This is a genomic window from Sphingomonas bacterium, assembly GCF_903644055.1.
Taxonomy (GTDB): domain Bacteria; phylum Pseudomonadota; class Alphaproteobacteria; order Sphingomonadales; family Sphingomonadaceae; genus Sphingomonas_I.
The window spans coordinates 1-20150 of the sequence record NZ_CAHJXD010000169.1 but is presented as its reverse complement, the minus strand read 5'-3'; the positions used below and the strand labels follow the sequence as shown (position 1 = coordinate 20150).

Here is a 20150-nt window from a genome sequence, read left to right as displayed (position 1 = left end):
CCGGCCTTGAGCCGGGGTCCCGCTGCTTGGCCGACGTCGAAGAAGAAGCGGGACCCCGGCTCAAGGCCGGGGTGACGTCCAGCTTGAAACCGGACAGACTAAGCGAGATTACAGGCCCCGCCCGGCGTCACCGCGTAAGCCTCTTGTAAGCGCCCGCGCCCGGCCGATCCGCCGCCTCGCCGAAGCGCCGCCTCTTATCTTCCTCATAGCTCTCGAAATTGCCCTCGAACCATTCGACATGGCCGTCGCCCTCGAAGGCGAGGATATGCGTGGCGAGGCGGTCGAGGAAGAAGCGGTCGTGGCTGATCACCACCGCGCAACCCGCGAAGCTTTCCAGCGCCTCCTCCAGCGCGCGCAAGGTCTCGACGTCGAGATCGTTGGTCGGTTCGTCGAGCAGCAGGACGTTGCCGCCCTCCTTGAGCATCTTGGCCATGTGCACGCGGTTGCGCTCGCCGCCCGATAGCTGGCCGACGCGCTTCTGCTGGTCCGGGCCCTTGAAGTTGAACGCACCGACATAAGCGCGCGTCGCGACGTCGTGCTTGCCGAAGGTGAAGCGATCGAGCCCGTCCGAGATTTCCTCCCAGACATTCTTGTTGGCGTCGAGATGGTCGCGGCTCTGGTCGACGTAGCCGAGCTTCACCGTCGTCCCGAGCTCGATCTTCCCCGCATCGGGGGTCTCCTGCCCCGTTATCATCCGGAACAAGGTCGTCTTGCCCGCGCCGTTGGGCCCGATCACGCCGACGATCCCGCCCTGCGGCAACGTGAAGCTTAAATCCTTGAAAAGCTGCTTGTCGCCATAGGATTTGGTCAGTCCTTCGGCGTCGATCACCTTGTGGCCGAGCCGCTCGGGAATCTGGATCAGGATCTGCGCGCTATCGGGGCGGCGGTCGTTCTGCTTCTCGACCAGCTCGTCGAACGCGCGGATCCGCGCCTTGCTCTTGGTCTGCCGCGCCTTGGGGCTCTGGCGGATCCATTCCAGTTCCTGCGTGATCGCGGTCTGGCGGCCCTTCTCCTCGCGCTCCTCCTGCATCAGCCGCTTCGATTTGCCTTCGAGCCACGCCGAATAATTGCCCTCGAACGGCAGCCCGCGCCCGCGATCCAGCTCCAGCACCCAGCCGACGACATTGTCGAGGAAGTAGCGGTCGTGGGTGACGAGGATGACGTTGCCCGCGTAGTCGATCAGGTGCCGTTCCAGCCAGGCGACGCTTTCGGCATCGAGATGGTTGGTCGGCTCGTCGAGCAGCAATATCTCGGGCTTTTCGAGCAGCAGCTTGGTCAGCGCGACGCGCCGCTTCTCGCCCCCAGAAAGCTTGCCCACCTGGCTGTCGCCGGGCGGGCAGCGCAGCGCCTCCATCGCGACCTCGAGCTGATTGTCGAGCGTCCAGCCGTCGACCGCGTCGATCTTCTCCTGAAGAACGCCCATCTCCTCCATCAGCGCATCGAAATCGGTGTCGTCCTTGGGATCGCCCATCTCGGCCGAAATGGCGTTGAAGCGCTCCATCATGTCGGCGACGCCGCGGACGCCGTCCATGACGTTTTCCTTGACCGTCTTGGTCGGGTCGAGCTGCGGCTCCTGGCTGAGATAGCCGACGCGCAGGCCGTCCGCCGCCCAGGCCTCGCCCGTATATTCCTTGTCGTACCCCGCCATGATCTTCATCAGCGTCGATTTGCCCGCGCCGTTGACGCCGATGATCGCGATCTTGGTGCCCGGCAGGAATTGCAGGTGGATGTTGTTGAGCACCGGCTTGTTGGCGCCGGGGAAGGTCTTCGTCAGGCCCTTCATGACGAAGCTGTACTGCACGGCCATACGAAACGCGCTCCAGGATTATGGGGATGTCGGAAACAGGCGGCCGATAGCCCGGCCGCCGGTGCTTGGCAAACATCGTGAGGCATGCGACCTCCCGCCACGATGCGCATCCTCCTTCTTCTCGTCGCCGGCTTCGCAACCGCCGCCCTCGCGCAGCCCGCCAATCCGAACGCCGAGGTTCGCGCCGCCGCGCAGGCGTTCGCCGATGCCCAGCTTCATGGCGATCGCGCGACGCTGGAGCGGATGCTCGCCCCCGAATTCCTGTTCGTGCGCGGATCGGGCCGCGTCGGCGACCGGCGCGACTTCATCGATGGCTTCACCGCGCCGGGCCACAGGCTGGAGCCCTTGACGACCGCCAATCCCTTGCTGCTGCGGGTGAGCGGCGACGTGGCGATCGTCGGCGGCGAGGCCTGGATCAAGGGGAACGACGGCGGCACCCCGATCGCCGAACATTTCCGCTATTCGGACACTTTCGCGAGACGCGACGGGCGGTGGGTCGTCGTCTATACCCAGATCACCGCGCTGCCGGCGAGATGAAGCCGGCGCGGCGGAAACGTCCGTTGGCGCCTCAGCCCATCGCCTCGATCATGCTCGCGATCGAGACGAAAGCGAAGGCCACCGAGCTGTCCGCGACGCCGTAAGGCAGGAACAGCAGGTCGCGGTGCCGTATCCCGCCGCAGCTATAGACGACGTTGGGCACATAGCCCTCGCGATCGGCATCCATCGGCGCGAGCAAAGGCGCCGAGGTACGGCCGAGCACCTTCGAGGGATTCTCCTTATCCAGCAGCACCGCGCCGATCGAATATTTCCGCATCGCGCCGACGCCGTGGGTGAGCAGCAGCCAGCCCTCGTCGAGCTCGATCGGCGAACCGCAATTGCCGAGCTGGACCATCTCCCACGGATATTTCGGCGTCAGCAGCAATTCGCCCTCGCCCCACTGATCCAGCCTGTCCGAACGGAGCAGGAAGACGTTCTCGCCATCCTGCCGGCCGATCATCAGATATTGGCCGCCCACCTTGCGCGGAAACAGCGCCATGCCCTTGTTGCGCGCCGCCGATCCGCCCATCGGCGCGAGCGTGAACGCGCGGAAGTCGAACGTCCGCATCAGCTCGGATCGGATCGAGGCGCCATTGTAGGCGGTGTAGGTGCCGAGCCATTCCGGCGTGCCGTCGTCGTGGACGAACCGGACGAGCCGCAGATCCTCCAGACCCTTGCTCTGCGCCGCGGTCATCGGGAACAGCACCGTGCCCGAAAGCGAGCTGTCGTGGTGCCGCCGCACGCGGATCGCGCCATTGGCCTCGTCGGTCGCGCCGTCGGCGGCGGTGGCGAACGGCGGCTCGGGCATCAGATCCAGGACGGGGCCCGGCCCGAGGATTCCCTCGCGGAACGCGATCGAGGAAATATGCCCCTCGCCCACCGCGCGCAGCGACATGGCGATGCGCACAGCCCCTTCGGAAAGCCCCGATTGATCGGGGTGCGGCACCACGCTGGGGTTCATCAGCGCGGCGGCGGCATAACTATATTCGTGGCAGAAATAGGCGCCGATCAACTGCCGCTTCACGTTGGAAATCTTGGCGCTTTCCAGCTTCAGCGCCTCGCGGATGGCGTCGTAGCGCGTCAGGAACACCGCGCGCGTCTGCCAATGCCGCGCCTCGAAATCGCGGAGCACCAGCTCCAGCTCGAGCTCGGCCTCCTCATCGTCCAGCGCGAGCACGGCATCGGCGATGCGGCGCACGCGTCCGGGCTGGCCCGCAGTGGCGCTGGCTTCGATCGGGATATGAAAGGGGCGAACCACGACTCGAGCCGGATCCGCCTGCAAGCGCAGCGCAGTGTGAATGATATCGAGCAAAATCGCGCCCCCGGCAGGCTTTAGGGTATCAGGGTTCCCCAACCGCGACCGGCTGTATCTCGGCTTTTCTTAGCTTTTAACCCCTAAAATGACGTCAGGCGCACTTATCCGGTTAGAGACTGTCCCATAGCTAAGCGAAAACGTCACCCCGGCCTTGAGCCGGGGTGACGACAGTCCAACCTCGACAAGACAGGCCCTAAACCCGAACGACGCGTGCCTTCCTGGCGCTCGTATCCGTAAGCGTCCCCGCCGCCGCCGCGCGCGCCATCGCGGCGCAGGCGAACTGATAGGCAAGGATTGATTCCGCACCCTGATTGAGATTGACGCGATCGCTCATCAGGCCGTCATAGCAGCCCCCGTTGGCGGGGGTGGCGATCGGCATGCCGAGATCGTTCGCGCCGAGATACCAGGCATAGGCGCGCCACGCGGTCTCCAGCCAACGCGCATCCCCGGTCACTTCGCGCGCGAACAGCGCGGCATCGACCGTCGCCCAGGCCTCCAGCGGCTGCTGGTCGAACGGCAGCGGCTCCGCATAGGGTCTGCCGAAACTGTCCGTCCCGACCGCGCGGAATTGATCCTGCTCGTTGGTCTGGCGCGCATCGAGCCACTCGAACGCCGCCAGCGCATCGGCCTTCATGTCCGGATCGTCGAGAAACCGCGCGCCGCGCAGCAGTGCCTCGGGAAGCCGCGCATTGTCATAGGCCAATACCGGCTCGAACCAGTTCCAGTCCGGGCGCCGCTGCTCGTTGAGGAGAGCGTGTAGCCGCGCGGCATATTCGGTGACGAGATGCCGCGCGATCGAATGATCGGGGTGCACCGAGAGCACCGCCTCCGCGCCCAGCAGGGCGAAGGCCCAGGTGCGCGGCGAAACCAGATCGAGCGAGTTTGCCGCGACCTGATCGAACAGATGCAGCGCCCAATGGCGGAGATCGCGTGCGCGCGCTTCCGCGACGGTCGCGCCGATCGTCCAGATCGAGCGGCCGAAGCTGTCCTCCGATCCCTCGTCCTCCAGCCAGGTGCGATCGAACGCCATGAAATTGCGGAAGCGACCGCGCGATCCGTTCCAGGCGTGCTGGACGAACGAGGCATAGATGCGCGCCAGTTCGTCGGCGCGCTGCTGGTTGCCGTCGACGCGGTGCATCAGCATCAGCGCGCGGCAATTATCGTCTACGCAATAGCCGTGCATGCGATCGGGAACCGCGAAGATCGAATGCTGGATGATCCCGCAGCCATCGCTCATGCCCTCGACCGCTTCGAGACGGGGGGCATGCAGCTCGCGCGTCGCTTTCGCCGAAATCTCGCGCGTGCGCGACAATCGCACCGGCTTGCGCGCCACCGCATCGCGTGCGATCGCCAGATAAGAGGCGGCAAGCTTCTCCCAGACCATGCCGCGTCCGACCGCATAGGCACGGCGCCCCGTCTCGTCGAGCAATGCTGGATCGCCGAGCAGGCGATCGATCGCCGCTGCGAACGCCGCGCTGTCGTCGAAGGGCACGACCGTTCCGACACCGTCGACGAGCAGTTCCACCGCATGCCAATAGGGGGTCGAGACGACGGGCTTGCCCAGCGCAACCGCGTAGGACAGCGTTCCGCTCGTGATCTGCGTTTCGGAGAGATAGGGCGTGACGTAGATATCGGTCGATTGCAGATAATCGAGCAGCGTATCCTGCGCGAGAAAACCGTCGATGAAGCGGAGGTGCTCGCTCACCCCCTGCTCTTCGGCAAGCACCTTCAGCCGGTCGCGATAGGCTTCGCCTTCGCGCGCCACCAGATGCGGGTGCGTCGCGCCAAGCACGACATAAAGCACGTCCGGGTGCGCGGCTACGATCGCGGGCAGCGCCCGGATCATCGTTTCGATCCCCTTGTTGGGGGAAAGCAGGCCGAAGGTCAGCAGGACGCGATGCCCCTCGAAGCCGAAATCCTGCTTGAAGCGCGCGCTGTTCTCGAGCGGGCGATCGGGAACGCCATGCGGCACGACGGCGATCTTGTCGTTCGCGACGCCATGGACGCGGCGCAGGATATCGCGGCCCTTCTCGGCCATCACGATCAGCTTCGATGCACGGCGCGCCAGCCCTTCGATCACCGCGCGCTGATCGGTATTCGGCGTCTCGAGCACGGTATGGAGCGTCACCACGACAGGCGCATCGACACGATCGAGCAGCCGGAGCAGCAACGCGCCCGCCGGTCCGCCGAAAATGCCATATTCATGCTGCACCAGCACGATGTCGGCACCGCTTTCGTTGATCCTGCGCGCCGCCTGAATATAATCGCGCAAATCGTCCTGATCGATCGAGCAGGCGACTTCGGGGCCATATCGGTGCGCCGATCCGGGATCGTTCATCGCATAGAGATCGAGGCTGATCTCGGGGAAGGCCGCGCTCAGCGCCTGAACGACGTCGCGGGTGAATGTCGCGATCCCGCAAAGACGTGGCGGGCTATTTCCAATGATTGCAATACGCTTGATCGAAGACTCTTGGTTCGACCCCGTCATTCCTGGTCCTTCCGCCCGGAGCCCGCATCGAAGACGCAAAACCGGCTCATCCTCGGTTAATAATGCGTGGCGGCAAAATAGGTTGCGAGAGTTGTGCGACGCGGCGCGATGACCTGACCCGTCGCTGCGGCCGACCGATTATGCGTTGACGCACTCCGTCGGCGCGCTAATGGAGCCTTTGGGACGGCATCGGGCCGGACCTTAATATATTATGGAGCAGACGGAATGAAGAAAGTTGTCTTTGTTCTCGCCGCTGCCGGCCTGATGTCCTTGGCCGCATGCAGCAAGCAGACCCCCGCCGAGAACGCTACCGATGCGACCGCGAACGCGCTCGACAACGCCGGCGAGAATCTCGAGGACCTGGCCGACAACACGTCGAACGACGCTGCTTCCGCCGCTCTCGACAATGCCGCGGACAATATGCACGCTGCGGCCGACAACGTCGAAGCCAACAAGAACTGATCGGCCGCGCCGCCCCGAAGGGTGGTGCAGCGTTGATCCAGCAGGCGGGCGTCCGGTATCCGGGCGCCCGTTTTGCTATCCAGGCCTAACCGGAGTTTCCCATGTCCGCGAGCTCGGGCGCGCCGCTGATGCTCTTCAACAGTCTGACGCGCGCGATCGAGCCCTTCGCGCCGATCGATCCCGCGATGGTACGGCTGTATAGCTGTGGGCCGACCGTCTATAATTTCGCGCACCTGGGCAATCTGCGCGCCTACGTCTTCACCGATACGCTGCGCCGCACGCTCAACTGGAAGGGTTGGGCGACCAATCATGTCGTCAACATCACCGACGTCGGCCATCTGACCTCAGATGCCGATGCGGGCGAGGACAAGATGGAGGCCGCCGCCGCCGTCCAGGCGCGCTCGATCTGGGAAATCGCCGCTTTCTATACGGCCGCGTTCAAGGCCGATCTCGCGCACCTCAACATCCTGCACCCGTCCTTATGGTCGGTCGCGACCGATCATATCCAGGACATGATCGGTTTCGCGCGCGCGCTCGAGGATCATGGCGCGACCTACCGTCTGGAGGGCGGGCTGTATTTCGATACGTCGCGCGTCCCCGATTATGGTCGCCTGGCCGGCACCAGGCCCGAGGAAACCGTCGGCCGCATCGCCGATGTCGAGGGCAAGCGGCACGCGGCGGACTTCGCGGTGTGGCGCGCCTCCCCGCCCGGCGCCCGGCGCCAGATGGAGTGGGAATCGCCTTGGGGTCCCGGCGCGCCGGGCTGGCATCTCGAATGCTCGGTGATGAGCCTCAAATATCTCGGGCAGCAGTTCGATATCCACACCGGCGGGATCGATCATCGCGAGATCCATCATTGCAACGAGATCGCGCAGAACCAGGCCTTCACCGAAAGCGCCGGGACCGGCGCGAACATCTGGATGCACAACAATTTCCTCGTCGATCGCGGCGCCAAGATGTCGAAGAGCGCGGGCGGCTTCGCGACGCTTGCCGGGCTGATCGATCGCGGCATCCACCCGCTGGCCTACCGCTTGCTCTGTCTCTCCGCGCACTACCGCTCCGAACTGGAATTTTCCGGTGAGATCGTCGCGGCGGCCTTGGTGCGGCTCAAGCGGCTGGCGATCGCGGTCGAGCAATTGCGCGCCAAAGCGGCCGATCTCGCGTGGACCCGCATCCTGCGCGAGGCGAAGGACAGCCGGGGCGCGAGCTTCGCCTTCCAGCGCCGGACGCTGGAGGACAGGCTGGACAAGCGCGGCGCCGCGCTGATCGCGCGCTTCGACGAGGCGCTTTCCAGCGATCTGATGATCCCGCAGGCGTTGCCGCTGCTCGAAGAGGCGCTGGCGGACAAGGGGATGGCGCCGGAGATGCGGCTGCGCGTCGCGGCAAGCATGGATCTCGCGCTCGGCCTCGATCTGTTCGATGTCGATCGGCGCCAGCTTTCGTTGCGTCCGAAGGGGGCGGCGATCGCGGAATCCGAGGTCGAGGCGCTGCTCGAACAGCGGCAGGCCGCGCGCGCCGCCAGGGATTTCGCCGCGTCCGATGCGCTGCGGGACGTGCTGCTCCAATCCGGCGTCGAGGTGATGGACGGCGATCCGCTGCGCTGGGAATGGCGCGCGGTGATCGACTGACCGACCGGGCTTGGCCGAGGACCCACCTTGCCGCCTTGCCCCGCCGCGCCTAGCTAGGCGACGTGAGCGCCCTCCCCGCCCCCCTCGTCGACGGCTTCGGCAGGCGCATCACCTATCTGCGCATCTCCGTCACCGATCGCTGCGACCTGCGCTGCCGCTATTGCATGAGCGAGGCGATGCATTTCCTGCCTCGAAGCGCCATCATGACGCTGGAGGAAATCGCCGCGATCGCCGATGCCTTCATCGCGCGCGGCGTGACGCGGATCAGGCTGACGGGCGGCGAACCCCTGGTGCGCCGCGGCATGCCCGAACTCGCCGCGATGATCGGGCGAAGGATCGGCGATGGTCTCGACGAACTCACGCTCACCACCAACGGCACGCGCCTCGCCGATCACGCGCGCGCGCTCCGCGACGCCGGCCTCCGCCGCGTCAACGTCAGCCTCGACAGCCGCGATCCCGATCGCTTCCGCCACATCACACGCACCGGCGACGTCGCGCAGGTGCTCGCCGGCATAAGGGCGGCGCGGGATGCCGGGCTGCGGATCAAGATCAACATGGTCGCGCTCAAGGGCCTCAACGAGGACGAGATCGCGCCGATGCTGGAATGGTGCGGCGGCGAGGGCCATGATCTCACGCTGATCGAGACGATGCCGCTCGGCCAGGTCGAGGAGGATCGCACCGATCGCTATCTGCCGCTGGATGGCGTGCGATCGATGCTGGAGGATCGTTATACGCTGGTGCCCTCGGCCGAGCGCACGGGCGGCCCCGCGCGCTATTATCGCGTCGGCGAGTTCGGCAATCGTGTCGGCTTCATCACCCCCCTGACCGAGAATTTCTGCGCCGGCTGCAACCGCGTCCGCCTTACCGTCTCGGGCGAGCTCTATCTGTGCCTCGGCGCGGATGCCAAGGTCGATCTGCGGCAGGCCTATCGCGACGGTGGGCACGCCGGGCTCGACGCGGCGCTGGATCGCGCGATGGCGATCAAGCCGCTACGCCACGCCTTCGAGATCGCCGGGGGCGCCGAACCTGCCGTCGCGCGCCATATGAGCGTCACCGGCGGGTGAGCGGCGAGAAGAAGCTGGCGCTGGCGGCCTCCCCCGCCCCCGCCGCGCTCGCCGCCGAGGCCGAGCTTCGCAGGCGCTACGAATGGCACGACATCGACAAGGCCGAGATGATCGTCGCGCTCGGCGGCGACGGCTTCCTGTTGCAGACGCTCCACGCGATGCTCGAACGCCATCGCGCGCTGCCGATCTTCGGGATGAACCTCGGCACCGTCGGCTTCCTGATGAACGAATGGAGCGCCGATCTGCTCGAAAGCCGGCTCGATCGCGCGAAGATGATCAAGGTGGCGCCGCTGCGCATGGAGGCGGTGACGGTGGCCGGCGAGCGCATCTCCAGCCCCGCGATCAACGAGGTTTCGCTGCTCCGCGAGACGCGGCAGACCGCGTGGATCGAAGTCAGCGTCGATGGCCGGGTCGTGCTGCCCGAACTCGTCTGCGATGGCGTGCTCGTCGCGTCGCCGGCGGGATCGACCGCTTATAATCTCTCGGTGCAGGGCCCGATCCTGCCGCTCGACAGCTCGCTCGTCGCGATGACCCCGATCAGCCCGTTCCGGCCCCGCCGCTGGCGCGGCGCGATCCTCCCCGATCGCACCAAGATCGGCTTCCGCATCCTCGATCCCGTCAAGCGCCCGGTCAGCGCGGTCGCCGATCAGCGCGAGGTCCGCGACGTCGCGAGCGTCGAAATCTCGGTCGATCGCGCCAGCCCGCTGACCTTGCTGTTCGATCCCGAACATGCGCTGGACGATCGCATCGCGCGCGAGCAATTCACCATCTGATCGCGGCGGCCCCCAAGGGTTGCCACGCCCAAAACCACGCTGCTATAGGCGCGCCTCCGCACGTTCCTCGGTAGCTCAGCGGTAGAGCAATCGGCTGTTAACCGATCGGTCGCTGGTTCGAATCCGGCCCGGGGAGCCATCTTTCGAACCGGGCCTTTCGCCGCCGCGCCTAGAGTCTGTCCTGTTGACGTCGAACTGTCGTCACCCCGGCCTTGAGCCGGGGTGACGTTCAGCTTGAACGGGACAGCCTCTAGGCGCCCGCGCCATATCAGCAGGAAGCGGTAAGCGTCACCTTCGTGCCGACGCCATCCTGCGCATAGGCAAGGTCCGATCCCAGCGACGTCGCCATCGAGCGGATCAGCTTCGATCCGAGCCCCGTGCCCTTGATCGAGCCGTCGGTCGGCATGCCGCAGCCGTCATCCTCGACGCGCAGCTCGAAGCTCTTGTCGTCTTCCCTGCGGAGGTTGATCCGTATCTCCCCGTCGCAATCGGTGGCATAGGCATATTTGCACGCGTTGCTGATCAGCTCGTTGACGATCACGCCCACCGCCACCGCGCGATCGGTGCTCAGCCGGATCGGTTCGGCAAACAGTTTCAGCTCGCGCTTCGCCGTGGTCGAAGCCCAGGTCTGGCCAAGCTCCTCGACCAGCGCCGCGAGATATTCGTCCATCGCCACCGTCTCGACGTCGTTCGACGTGTAGAGCCGCCGATGGACCTGCGCGATCGCACTGATCCGCCGCTGCGTATCCTCGAGCGCGGCGCGCGCCGCCTTGTCGGGCAGGTTGCGCGCCTGCAACTGGACGAAGGCGGTGACGAGCTGGAGGCTGTTGGCGACGCGATGGTTGACCTCGCGCAGCAGCGTCTGCAATTGCTGGTTGCTCGCGCTCAACTGCTCCGCCGTGCGTTCGGCGGCCTCTTCCAGCCGGCGCGTGTTGAGCGTCTGCGCGATCGAGCTGGCGAGCAGATCGAAATAATCGTCCGACGTCGCCTTGACGACATAGTCGCTGGCCCCGGCCTTGAGCGCCGCGACCGCGATGCGGCTCTCCTCCGATCCCGTGACGTAGATCACCGGCGGCGGATCGGACATCGCCTTCACCAGCGCCAGCGTCTCAAGCCCGTCCTGCCCCGGCATATAATGATCGATCGCGACGAGCTGATAGCGGCCGGCCCTCGCCATCGCGATCCCCTGCGCGCCGCCGGTCGCGAGATCGACGTCATAGCCGCGCCGCCCCAGCGCCCGGCGCGTCAATATGCCGAGACCTTCGTCGTCGTCGATATAGAGGATGGACGGCCGGTCGCTCATCAATCGGGTTTAGCTTCCGGAACCTGGATCACCGAGAGGAACAGGCCGAGCTGCCGGATCGCATCGGCGAAGCTCTCGTAATTGACCGGCTTGGTGATGTAGACGTTGCAGCCGAGATCGTAGCAACGCTGGATTTCCACCTTGTCGTCGGTGGTGGTGAGCACCACCACCGGCGTCCGCTTGAGCGGTCCATCGCCCTTGATCTTGGCGAGGATGTCGGTCCCGCTCATATCGGGCAGGTTGAGATCGAGCAGCACCAGCGCCGGGCCGTTGAGCGCGGGGCCGTCGGCATCCTCGAACAGATAGGTCAGCGCCGAGGTGCCGTCGGTAAAATGGCGGATCGGATTGAAGATGCCCGCGCGGCGGATATTCTTCTCGATCAGGCGCGCATGCCCCTCATCGTCCTCGATCATGATGATGTTGAGCGGAATTTGCGCCATCATAGCAACGGTCCTTCTAACCCTCGACGAAGGCGGGAAATGTCAGGATGAAGCTTGCCCCCTGATCGAGCACCGAACGCACGTCAATCGTGCCGCCCAGCCGTTGGACCAGCGCACGGACGTGGGCAAGGCCGATTCCCTCGCCCGGCTGATCCTGCGGTCCCGATCGGCGGAAGAGATCGAAGATGCGCGAATGATCCTTGGGATCGATGCCCCGGCCATTGTCGATAACCTCGAATATCAGCCGGGAGCCTTCCCGCCTGCCCGTGATACCGATCTCGCCCGGCCGCCCGCGCTTGAGATATTTTACCGCATTCTCGACGAGGTTGGAGACGATCTGCTCGATCGCCAGCCGATCGCTGAAAAGCGCCGGCAGGTTTGGCGCCACTGTGACCCTGATTCCTTCCTCGTCGATGCGATAGCGCAGCGCGCCGATCACGCCATCCACCAGCGCGTCCATGTCGATCCGTTCGCGCGAGATCGTGCGCATGCCCTCGCGCGAGAGGCGGAGGATCGCGTTGATCAGGCGATCCATCTTCTGCGTCGAGGATCGGATGAAGCCGATCGCTTCGGGAAGATCCTCGCGCACGGCGCGCCGCGCGTCCTCGTCGACAAGGTCGGGTGCCTGCTGCTCCACCCGTGTGACGAGCGTGTCGAGCGGCGTGAGCGCCGCCGCAAGCTCGGAGGTGAAGCCCAGCACGTTGACCAGCGGCGAGCGCAGATCGTGGCTGACGATGTAGGCGAAGCGCTGGATTTCGTCGTTGGCGCGCTGAAGATCGGCGGTTCGTTCCCGGACGGCATCCTCGAGCCCATGGTTCATCTGCTCGAGTTCGGCGCGCGAGCGCGCGAGATCGATCGTATAGCGATGGATGACCGCTACCGATCCGATCGCGACGAGCACGACCAGAACCCCGGCTACCGTCAGCACGATCCAGAAGATCGCGATGCTTTGCCGCTGATTGGCGATGCGCAGACCGAGGAGATGGGCCTCCTCCTGAAACATGGCGTCGGTGAGCGATTGGATATTGGCGACGAGGCTGTTGGTTAACCGGGGCGGCGGCTCGGCATCGCCCGGAAAGGCGCCGGGTGCGGTCATCTGCGTATAGCGGGCAACCAGCAGGCGTATCCGGGCAAGCCTTGGCCCCTGCCGCGGATTATCGGCGGTAAGCTTCGCCAGCTCGCTTATCCTCATTCTCGAATCGGCATAGGCCCGATCATAGATTCGAGCCTCGATCGTGCCGGCGGCATTACGGTATCGCATGCGATTGAGAACGCGCGCCGTCCGCATGGTCTGTAGGTCGAGCGCGATCCCCTGCACCTTCTGCTGGACGAGGAAGGTATGCTCGACCCAGCGGCTATCGACCTGCGTCCGCCGGATCAGCAGCGCGCCGTACACGCCAGCCGTCAGCACCGCGAGGAAACCCAGCCCGATCAGGGCCAGCACGATGATGCCGAAGCGGCGGTGCGCGCCGTTGCGCGCCCTCGCGATGGCGGCGAGGGAAAGCTCGGCGGCTTGATCCGACATGCTAAGCGATTGATGCCACACCCGACATGGAAGCCCTTCTATGGCCACTGGCGCATCGCGTCGAGACGATTGCGGCGGCGTATCGCCGGGGCGCTTGACCAATGTCGCGCCCGGCGCATAGCGGGGCATGGCCCCCGCCCGCCAGACCCGCCCCGCAAAGCCGCGCGTCGTCGTCACGCGCCGCCTGCCCTCTCCCGTCGAGGCGCGGCTGGCCGAACTGTTCGACACCGGCTTCCCCGCCGGCGATACGCCGATGTCTCCCGCCGATCTGCGCGCGGCGATCGGCGATTGCGACGTGCTGGTGCCGACGATCGTCGATCGGATCGATGCCGATGCGATCGCCGCGGCGGGCGAGCGGCTGGGCCTGATCGCCAATTTCGGCAACGGCGTCGATCATATCGCGCTGAAGGCGGCGCGCGCGCGCGGCATCGTCGTCACCAACACGCCCGGCGTGCTGACCGACGATGCGGCCGATATGGCGATGGCGCTGATCCTCGCGGTGCCGCGCCGGCTGGTGGAAGGCGAGCGGCTCGCGCAATCGGGCGAATGGCGCGGATGGAGCCCGTGCAGCATGCTCGGGCACCGCATCTCGGGGCGGACGCTCGGCATCCTCGGCATGGGCCGGATCGGACGCGCGGTGGCGCGGCGCGCGCGCGGCTTCGGTCTTTCGATCCGCTATCACAATCGCAGGCGGCTCCCGATCGTGATCGAGCAGGAACTCGGCGCCACCTACGAGCCGTCGCTGGCTGCCCTGCTCGCGGCATCGGACATCTTTTCGATCCACTGTCCGCTGACCCCGGAAACCGACGGCCTGATCGATGCCGGCGCGCTGGCGCTGCTCGGCGCGCACGGCCATCTGATCAACATCGCGCGCGGCGAGATCGTCGACGAGGCCGCCTTGGCCGATGCGCTGGATGGCGGCGTGATCGCCGGCGCGGGTCTCGACGTGTTCGATCGCGAACCCGCGATCGACGCCCGCCTGCTGCACCGGGATGACGTGCTGCTGCTGCCGCACATGGCCTCGGCGACGCACGAGGCGCGCGAGGCGCAGGGCGCCCGGGTGATCGCCAACATCCGCTCCTGGGCGGACGGACACCCCTGCCCCGATCAGGTGCTGGAAGGCTGGGCGTGAAGAAGGCGTCCCGCTAGAATCTGTCCTGTTCAAGCCGAAACGTCACCCCGGCCTTGAGCCGGGGTCCCGCTTCTTCTTCAGCGTCGGCCAAGCAATCGCCTTGGCCGCATGACCGCTCATGCTCGGTCGCAATCCCGTCGAACGGTTTCGAGACTAGCCCTCAATCGCCCGTGAGGATGCGATCGACAAGCTGCCGCACCGTGGGCACGAAGCCGTTCGAGTAGAAAGGATCCTGCTTGAACTTGTAGGCGGCGTGGCCCGCGAACATCAGATTCCGGTCGATCGGCCCGCCGTGCGCGATATCCTGCAACGTCTTTTGGATGCAGAAGCTGCGCGGATCGGCGAGACGGCCGGTGGAATTGCCTTCGGTATCCGCCCAGGAGGAAAAGCTGCACTGGCTGAGGCAGCCCATGCAATCCGACTGGTCCTTGCGGATGATCTTCATCTCCTCGGGGGTGACGAACACCAATGTATTGTCCGGCGTCTTGAGCGCCGAGCTGTAGCCCATTCCGAACCATGCGCGCGCGCGTTGGAGATCGCCCAGCGTCACCCAGAAGCTCTTGCCCTTGACGCCGACGTCGAGCTGGAACTGATGATCCCCCGCCGCTTCCATCGAGAAGGCGATCTGCCGTTCGGACCGTGACTCAAGATTACGCAAGAAGTCGTTGCGAACCGCGGAGGAATAGAAACCCGTCGGCGAGAAGCGATGGAGCAATATGTTGCCCTCGTCGAGCGTCGTCAGCCGATCCTTCCACTCCTGGCTGATCGGGCTCTCGCGCGTCAGCAGCGGCCGCGTCCCGAACTGGAAGGCGATCGCGCCGAGCTCGGGATTGTCGATCCAGTCGTTCCAGTCGCGCAGATACCAGACGCCCCCCGCCATGATGATCGGCACGTCTTCGGAAACGCCGCCCGCGCGCATCGTCTCGCGCAGCGCCTTGACGCGGGGATAGGGGTCCTGCGGCACCTTGGGGTCCTCGGCGTTCGAAAGACCGTTATGCCCGCCCGCGAGCCACGGATCCTCGTAGACCACGCCCGCCAGCCACTCCGCCGCCTTTGAATAAGCGCGCTTCCAGAGCGCATTGAACGCGCGGCCCGAGCTGACGATCGGCAGATAGCTGACGCCGTAGGAAGCCGCGATCTCGGAGAGCTTGTAGGGCATGCCGGCCCCGCAGGTCACGCCCGCGACCAGCCCCCTGGTCCGCTCCAGCACGCCGTGGAGCACGCGCTGCGCGCCGCCCATTTCCCAAAGCACGTTGATGTTGATCGCGCCCTTGCCGCCCGCGATCTCGAACGCGCGCCTCACCTGCGTGACAGCACCGTCGATCGCATATTGGACGAGCTCTTCGTGCCGCTCGCGCCGCGTCAGCGCGCGATAGGTTTGCGGGATGATCCTGCCTTCGGGATCGTAGCTGTCGGCATTGACCGCCGAGACGGTGCCGATGCCGCCTGCCGCCGCCCAGGCGCCCGCGCTCATATGGTTCGAGACCGCGACTCCCTTGCCGCCTTCGATCAGCGGCCAGACCTCGTGGCCGCCGTAGCGTATCGGACGCAATCCCTTGAACAAAAATGGTCTCCAGAGTTTCGCCGCGCGGTATAAGCGAGATTAACCGATATTGCGCGGGAAAACGTCCGTACCCGCCTTTCAGCCCCTGGAGTCTACCGCCGCGAGCAGGCGATCGATCGCCGCTTCCACCCCCGGTTCGGTCAGCAGCGGCGGGTGGCCGACGCGCGGCAGCGTCACGGTTTCCATCCGCGGCAGGCGGCGCGCCATCGCGGCCGCGGTCCCGGCGCTGAGGATATCGGACAGCGCGCCATGGACGAGCAATGTCGGCATCGCCTCGAAGCCCTCGATCAGCCGCCAGGGCTCGGCGGGCGCCGGCGTCGGCATCGCGACGAGGATCGCGATCGCCGGATCATAGTCGCCGACGATCGCGCCGTCCTTCTCGATCGCCAGCCGCTCCGCCATCGCCCGCCAGTCGGCCGCCTCGAAATCGGGAAAGGCATGCCCATGCGTTTCGGCCATCGCCCGCGCCGCAGCCTCCCAGCTCGGCCAGCGCGCCGGCCCGATATAGCCCCGGATGCGCTCGAGCCCCGCTTCCTCGATCACCGGGCCGATGTCGTTGAGCAGCACGCCCGCCAGTCCCGACTGCCCGCTCGCTCCCAGCACCATCGCGATGATGCCGCCGAGCGAGGTTCCGAAAATCACGAAGCGCGGCAGATCGAGCGCGGCGAGCAGGGCGCGCACGTCCCCCACGTAGCCGGCGGCGTGGTAGGTCGCGAAATCGGGCGACCAGTCGCTCATCCCCCGCCCGCGCAGCTCGACGACGATCACGCGCCGCCCGCCCGCCAGCCGATCCGCGACCGCCGCGAAATCGCGCGCGTTGCGGGTGAGGCCGGGGATGCAGATCACCGGCGTCGCGGCGGGATCGCCCGGATAATCGCGATAATGGAGCGTCAGCCCATCGGCGCTCGTCCAATATCCGTCGCGCCACCGCGCCTCGTTTCCGGTCATGGTTGCACCTCCCGCCACATGCCCCCCATATCGGGCCGATGGCCTCCGCTCCGCAACCCATCGCCTCTCCCGGTTACAAGCCGTCCCGCGCGATCGAGGAGGTTGCGGGCTTTCTCGCCGATCCCGTGGCGGCGGCGGAATTCCCCGAGCATCGCCTGCGCTTCCGCAACGATCGCGCCGCCGCGAGCGTCGGGATCGACGGGATCGACGATGCGCGGTGGATCGATCATTTCGGGCGTTTCGTGGCCCTGCCCGGCAGCCTGCCGGCGCCGCTGGCGCTCCGCTATCACGGCCACCAGTTCCGCATCTACAATCCCGACATCGGCGACGGGCGCGGCTTCCTGTTCGCGCAGGTCGAGGATAGCGCGGGCCGCCTGCTCGATCTCGGCACCAAGGGTTCGGGCACGACGCCCTACAGCCGCTCCGGCGACGGCCGCCTGACGCTCAAGGGCGGCGTGCGCGAGATATTGGCGACCGAGATGCTCGAGGCGCTGGGCGTCGAGACCTCGCGGACCTTCTCGCTGATCGAGACCGGCGAGCGGCTCCATCGCGGCGACGAGCCCTCCCCCACCCGCTCGGCGGTGATGGTCCGCCTCAGCCGGGGCCATATCCGCATCGGCAGCTTCCAGCGGCTCGCGGCGCTCGGCCAGGCCGAACATATCGTCCCGCTCGCCGCTTATGTGCTCCGCCGCCTCTACGGCGAGGCGCCCGGCGACGAACCCGCGCTGCGGCTGCTCGATCATGTCGTTCGCGGCACCGCCCGCCTCGCGGCCTCCTACATGGCCGCCGGCTTCGTCCATGGCGTGCTCAACAGCGACAATATCAGCACCACCGCCGAAAGCTTCGATTACGGCCCCTGGCGCTTCACTCCGTTCTGGGAGCCGGGGTTCACCGCGGCCTATTTCGATCATCAGGGGCTCTACGCCTTCGGGCGGCAGGCGCAGGCGATCCACTGGGACGTCGTCCAACTGGCGATCGCGCTCGCCAAGGTCGCGGAAATCGAGGCGCTGGCGCCGATCCTCGACGGCTTTCCCGCCGCCTATGAGCAGGCGCATGCCCGCGCGATGCTGGCGCGGCTGGGCGTGGCGCCGCTCGACGAAACCCGCGATCTCGCGCTGGTGCAGGCGATCGAGCAGGGGCTCGGGCGCGGCGGCGTCACCATCGATCGCTTCTTCTTCGATTGGCGCACCGGCCGGCGCCGCGCGCCCTCCCCCGCCGACCAGAGCTACGCGAGCGATTTCACGACGCTGCCCGATCTTCTCGCGCCCTACGCCCCGTCCGCGACTCTCGATCACGATTTCTGGCGCGACGCCGAGCCCTGCTCGATGCCCATCGAGGAGGTCGAGGCGATCTGGTCGGCGATCGACCGGCGCGACGATTGGGCGCCGCTCCATGCCAAGGTCGATGCGATCCGCCGCATGGGCCGCGCGCTCGCCGGATAGATTGCGCGGCGAGAGGCACGCGATATAGGGATGAGGCGGCAGGTCGCCGGAACCGCGCCGGGGGGCAACCGAATGAAATCGAACCTTGCTGACGATCGCGCGGCACTGGCGGCGTTGACCGCGCCGTGGCCGGATCTCGATCGGCTGATCGCGCTGATCCTCGCCGAATGGCCTGAACATGCCTCCTTCCTGCTCAGGAGCTTCGCGCCGCGCAGCCCCGGCATGATGGCGACGAGCGAGCATGTCGCCAGGGCGATCCTGGCGCTGACCGCCGGGCACGCGGCGCAAGTGGCGTCGGATTATCGCTGGCTCTGCGCGCGCATCCAGGAAGAGGAGCTCGAATTCGCGCGATCGGGCCATTACCGCTATTCGTCGTTCGAGCAGACCAATGCGCATGTCTACAGCGACGCCGAATTCATGGGCCGCTACATGCACGGCCTGCTGTTCAGCCATGTCCTGTGGTTCATGCACGCCTCGTCGCTGCACTTCTTCCGCCAGCGGCTGGAGGGGCATGTGCCTGCGGGCGGCAGCGTGCTGGAGGTCGGGCCGGGGCACGGCCTGCTGCTCTATCTCGCGCTGTCCGATTTCCGCCTGAGCCGCGCGCACGGCTGGGATCTCAGCGAGGTTTCGCTGGCGCAGACCAGGGCCGCGCTGGACGTGCTCGGCGCGGGCGACAAAGCGCATCTGGCGATCCAGGACATGCACGCGATCGATGCGGGGGGCGAGACGTTCGATCTCGTCATCCTCAGCCACATCCTCGAGCATCTCGACGATCCCGTCGCCGCGCTGCTGCGGATTCGCGGCGCGATCCCCAGGAAGGGCAAGCTGTTCGTCAACGTCCCGCTCAACGCGCCGATGCCCGATCACGTCATCCTGCTGGAAACCCCCGAGATGGCGGCGCGCCTGCTCACCGACGGCGGCTTCACCATCGTCGAGATGGCGAGCCACACCACCCAGGCGATCACCCTCGGCCAATCGCTCAAGCGACGCACCGCCGTAACCTGCTCGATCATCGCCGAGGTCGCCTGAAGGCAGCGCTGCGGCGCGTATTGACCTTGAACTCCCGTCTCGACCTTGAACTCCCGTCACCCCGGACTTGATCCGGGGTCCCGCTGCTTGGCCGACGCCGAGGAAGAAGCGGGACCCCGGCTCAAGGCCGGTGTGACGTTCATCTTGAAGGGTACACGGCTGAACTCCCGTCACCCCGGACTTGATCCGGGGTCCCGCTACCTGGCCACGCCGAGGAAGAAGCGGGACCCCGGCTCAAGGCCGGTGTGACGCTTCAGCTTGAAAGGTCCACGGCTGAACTCCCGTCACCCCGGACTTGATCCGGGGTCCCGCTACCTGCCCTACGCCGAAGAAGAAGCGGGACCCCGGCTCAAGGCCGGGGTGACGTCTCAGCTCGAACAGGACAATCCCTAGCGCACCCGCTCCGGCTCGCCGATGCCCATCCGCGCCAATTCGCGATGGCGGTCGATGAACTGGTGCTTCAGCGCGCCGGCGATGTGGAAGAACAGCAATAACAGCAGGATATAGCCGCCGATCCCGTGAACGGTCTCGATCTGCTCATGCTTTTCCTTCTGCGCGGGCACGCCTTCGGGCGTGCGGCCCATCTCCTGCAACGGCGCGATCAGCGGCAGCTTGACCAGCCACCAGAACATCGGCGGCTTGCGCTTGCGCGCCGGGGGCGGCGGCGAGGGCTTGTTGGCATCGGGCAGCACG

At 66.3% G+C, this 20150-nt stretch carries 17 protein-coding genes and 1 tRNA gene; 9 read left to right on the top strand and 9 right to left on the bottom strand.

The window, feature by feature from the left end:
- Positions 1–127: 127 nt before the first annotated feature.
- Entirely contained in the window at positions 128–1807 is a 1680-nt protein-coding gene (ettA, locus tag HUU94_RS07335; protein WP_174274439.1) for an energy-dependent translational throttle protein EttA, read from the bottom strand.
- Between the two features lie 84 nt (positions 1808–1891).
- Between ettA and HUU94_RS07330 the strand changes: the two genes are divergently transcribed.
- Complete coding sequence (locus tag HUU94_RS07330) at positions 1892–2344, top strand: nuclear transport factor 2 family protein (RefSeq protein ID WP_174274438.1); 453 nt, start codon at positions 1892–1894, stop codon at positions 2342–2344.
- Positions 2345–2375: 31 nt separating this feature from the next.
- On the opposite strand, the gene HUU94_RS07325 is transcribed toward HUU94_RS07330, so the two are convergent.
- Entirely contained in the window at positions 2376–3656 is a 1281-nt protein-coding gene (locus tag HUU94_RS07325) for a glycoside hydrolase family 130 protein (RefSeq protein ID WP_174274437.1), read from the bottom strand.
- 196 nt (positions 3657–3852) lie between these two features.
- A complete protein-coding gene (locus tag HUU94_RS07320; protein ID WP_174274436.1) occupies positions 3853–6147 on the bottom strand; it encodes a glycosyltransferase family 4 protein in 2295 nt (764 codons plus the stop codon).
- 225 nt (positions 6148–6372) lie between these two features.
- On the opposite strand from HUU94_RS07320, the gene HUU94_RS07315 reads away from it, so the two are divergent.
- From HUU94_RS07315 to HUU94_RS07295, 5 genes are all read left to right on the top strand, one after another.
- Positions 6373–6609: a hypothetical protein gene (locus HUU94_RS07315; RefSeq protein ID WP_174274435.1), complete on the top strand. Its 237-nt coding sequence runs from the start codon at positions 6373–6375 to the stop codon at positions 6607–6609.
- A 101-nt stretch (positions 6610–6710) separates the two neighbouring features.
- Entirely contained in the window at positions 6711–8237 is a 1527-nt protein-coding gene (cysS, locus tag HUU94_RS07310) for a cysteine--tRNA ligase (RefSeq protein ID WP_174274434.1), read from the top strand.
- Positions 8238–8299: 62 nt separating this feature from the next.
- The gene (gene moaA / locus HUU94_RS07305) at positions 8300–9301 is read left to right on the top strand and encodes a GTP 3',8-cyclase MoaA (RefSeq protein WP_174274433.1); all 1002 of its coding nucleotides are present in this window, start codon (positions 8300–8302) and stop codon (positions 9299–9301) included.
- The gene (locus HUU94_RS07300) at positions 9298–10074 is read left to right on the top strand and encodes an NAD kinase (protein WP_174274432.1); all 777 of its coding nucleotides are present in this window, start codon (positions 9298–9300) and stop codon (positions 10072–10074) included. The genes moaA and HUU94_RS07300 overlap by 4 nt, the downstream gene beginning before the upstream one ends.
- Before the next feature lie 64 nt (positions 10075–10138).
- Positions 10139–10213, top strand: a tRNA-Asn gene (locus HUU94_RS07295).
- 129 nt (positions 10214–10342) lie between these two features.
- Here the strand turns inward: HUU94_RS07295 and HUU94_RS07290 are convergent.
- From HUU94_RS07290 to HUU94_RS07280, 3 genes are read right to left on the bottom strand one after another with little or no spacing between them, the layout of a single operon-like run.
- On the bottom strand, positions 10343–11377 hold the full coding sequence (locus HUU94_RS07290; protein WP_174274431.1) for a sensor histidine kinase: 1035 nt from the start codon (positions 11375–11377) through the stop codon (positions 10343–10345).
- Positions 11377–11820: a response regulator gene (locus tag HUU94_RS07285; protein ID WP_174274430.1), complete on the bottom strand. Its 444-nt coding sequence runs from the start codon at positions 11818–11820 to the stop codon at positions 11377–11379. The genes HUU94_RS07290 and HUU94_RS07285 overlap by 1 nt, the downstream gene beginning before the upstream one ends.
- Positions 11821–11833: 13 nt before the next feature.
- Positions 11834–13342 carry a sensor histidine kinase gene (locus tag HUU94_RS07280; RefSeq protein WP_174274429.1) on the bottom strand — a complete coding sequence of 503 codons (1509 nt, stop codon included), beginning with the start codon at positions 13340–13342 and terminating at the stop codon, positions 11834–11836.
- A 127-nt stretch (positions 13343–13469) separates the two neighbouring features.
- Here HUU94_RS07280 and HUU94_RS07275 point away from each other — a divergent pair, with 127 nt between their 5' ends.
- The gene (locus HUU94_RS07275; protein ID WP_174274428.1) at positions 13470–14474 is read left to right on the top strand and encodes a 2-hydroxyacid dehydrogenase; all 1005 of its coding nucleotides are present in this window, start codon (positions 13470–13472) and stop codon (positions 14472–14474) included.
- Between the two features lie 160 nt (positions 14475–14634).
- Here HUU94_RS07275 and HUU94_RS07270 read toward each other — a convergent pair whose 3' ends face one another.
- Complete coding sequence (locus HUU94_RS07270) at positions 14635–16038, bottom strand: NAD(P)H-dependent flavin oxidoreductase (RefSeq protein ID WP_174274427.1); 1404 nt, start codon at positions 16036–16038, stop codon at positions 14635–14637.
- 78 nt (positions 16039–16116) lie between these two features.
- The gene (locus tag HUU94_RS07265) at positions 16117–16986 is read right to left on the bottom strand and encodes an alpha/beta fold hydrolase (protein ID WP_174274426.1); all 870 of its coding nucleotides are present in this window, start codon (positions 16984–16986) and stop codon (positions 16117–16119) included.
- 38 nt (positions 16987–17024) lie between these two features.
- Here HUU94_RS07265 and HUU94_RS07260 point away from each other — a divergent pair, with 38 nt between their 5' ends.
- Both HUU94_RS07260 and HUU94_RS07255 read left to right on the top strand, forming a co-directional pair.
- Positions 17025–18428, top strand: a complete 1404-nt coding sequence (locus HUU94_RS07260; protein WP_174274425.1) for a protein adenylyltransferase SelO family protein — start codon at positions 17025–17027, stop codon at positions 18426–18428.
- 72 nt (positions 18429–18500) lie between these two features.
- Positions 18501–19457, top strand: coding sequence for a class I SAM-dependent methyltransferase (locus HUU94_RS07255; RefSeq protein WP_174274424.1), 957 nt, complete (start codon positions 18501–18503; stop codon positions 19455–19457).
- Between the two features lie 389 nt (positions 19458–19846).
- Here HUU94_RS07255 and HUU94_RS07250 read toward each other — a convergent pair.
- Positions 19847–20150: cytochrome b/b6 domain-containing protein (locus HUU94_RS07250; protein WP_174274423.1), on the bottom strand; the 304-nt coding region annotated here is incomplete at its 5' end.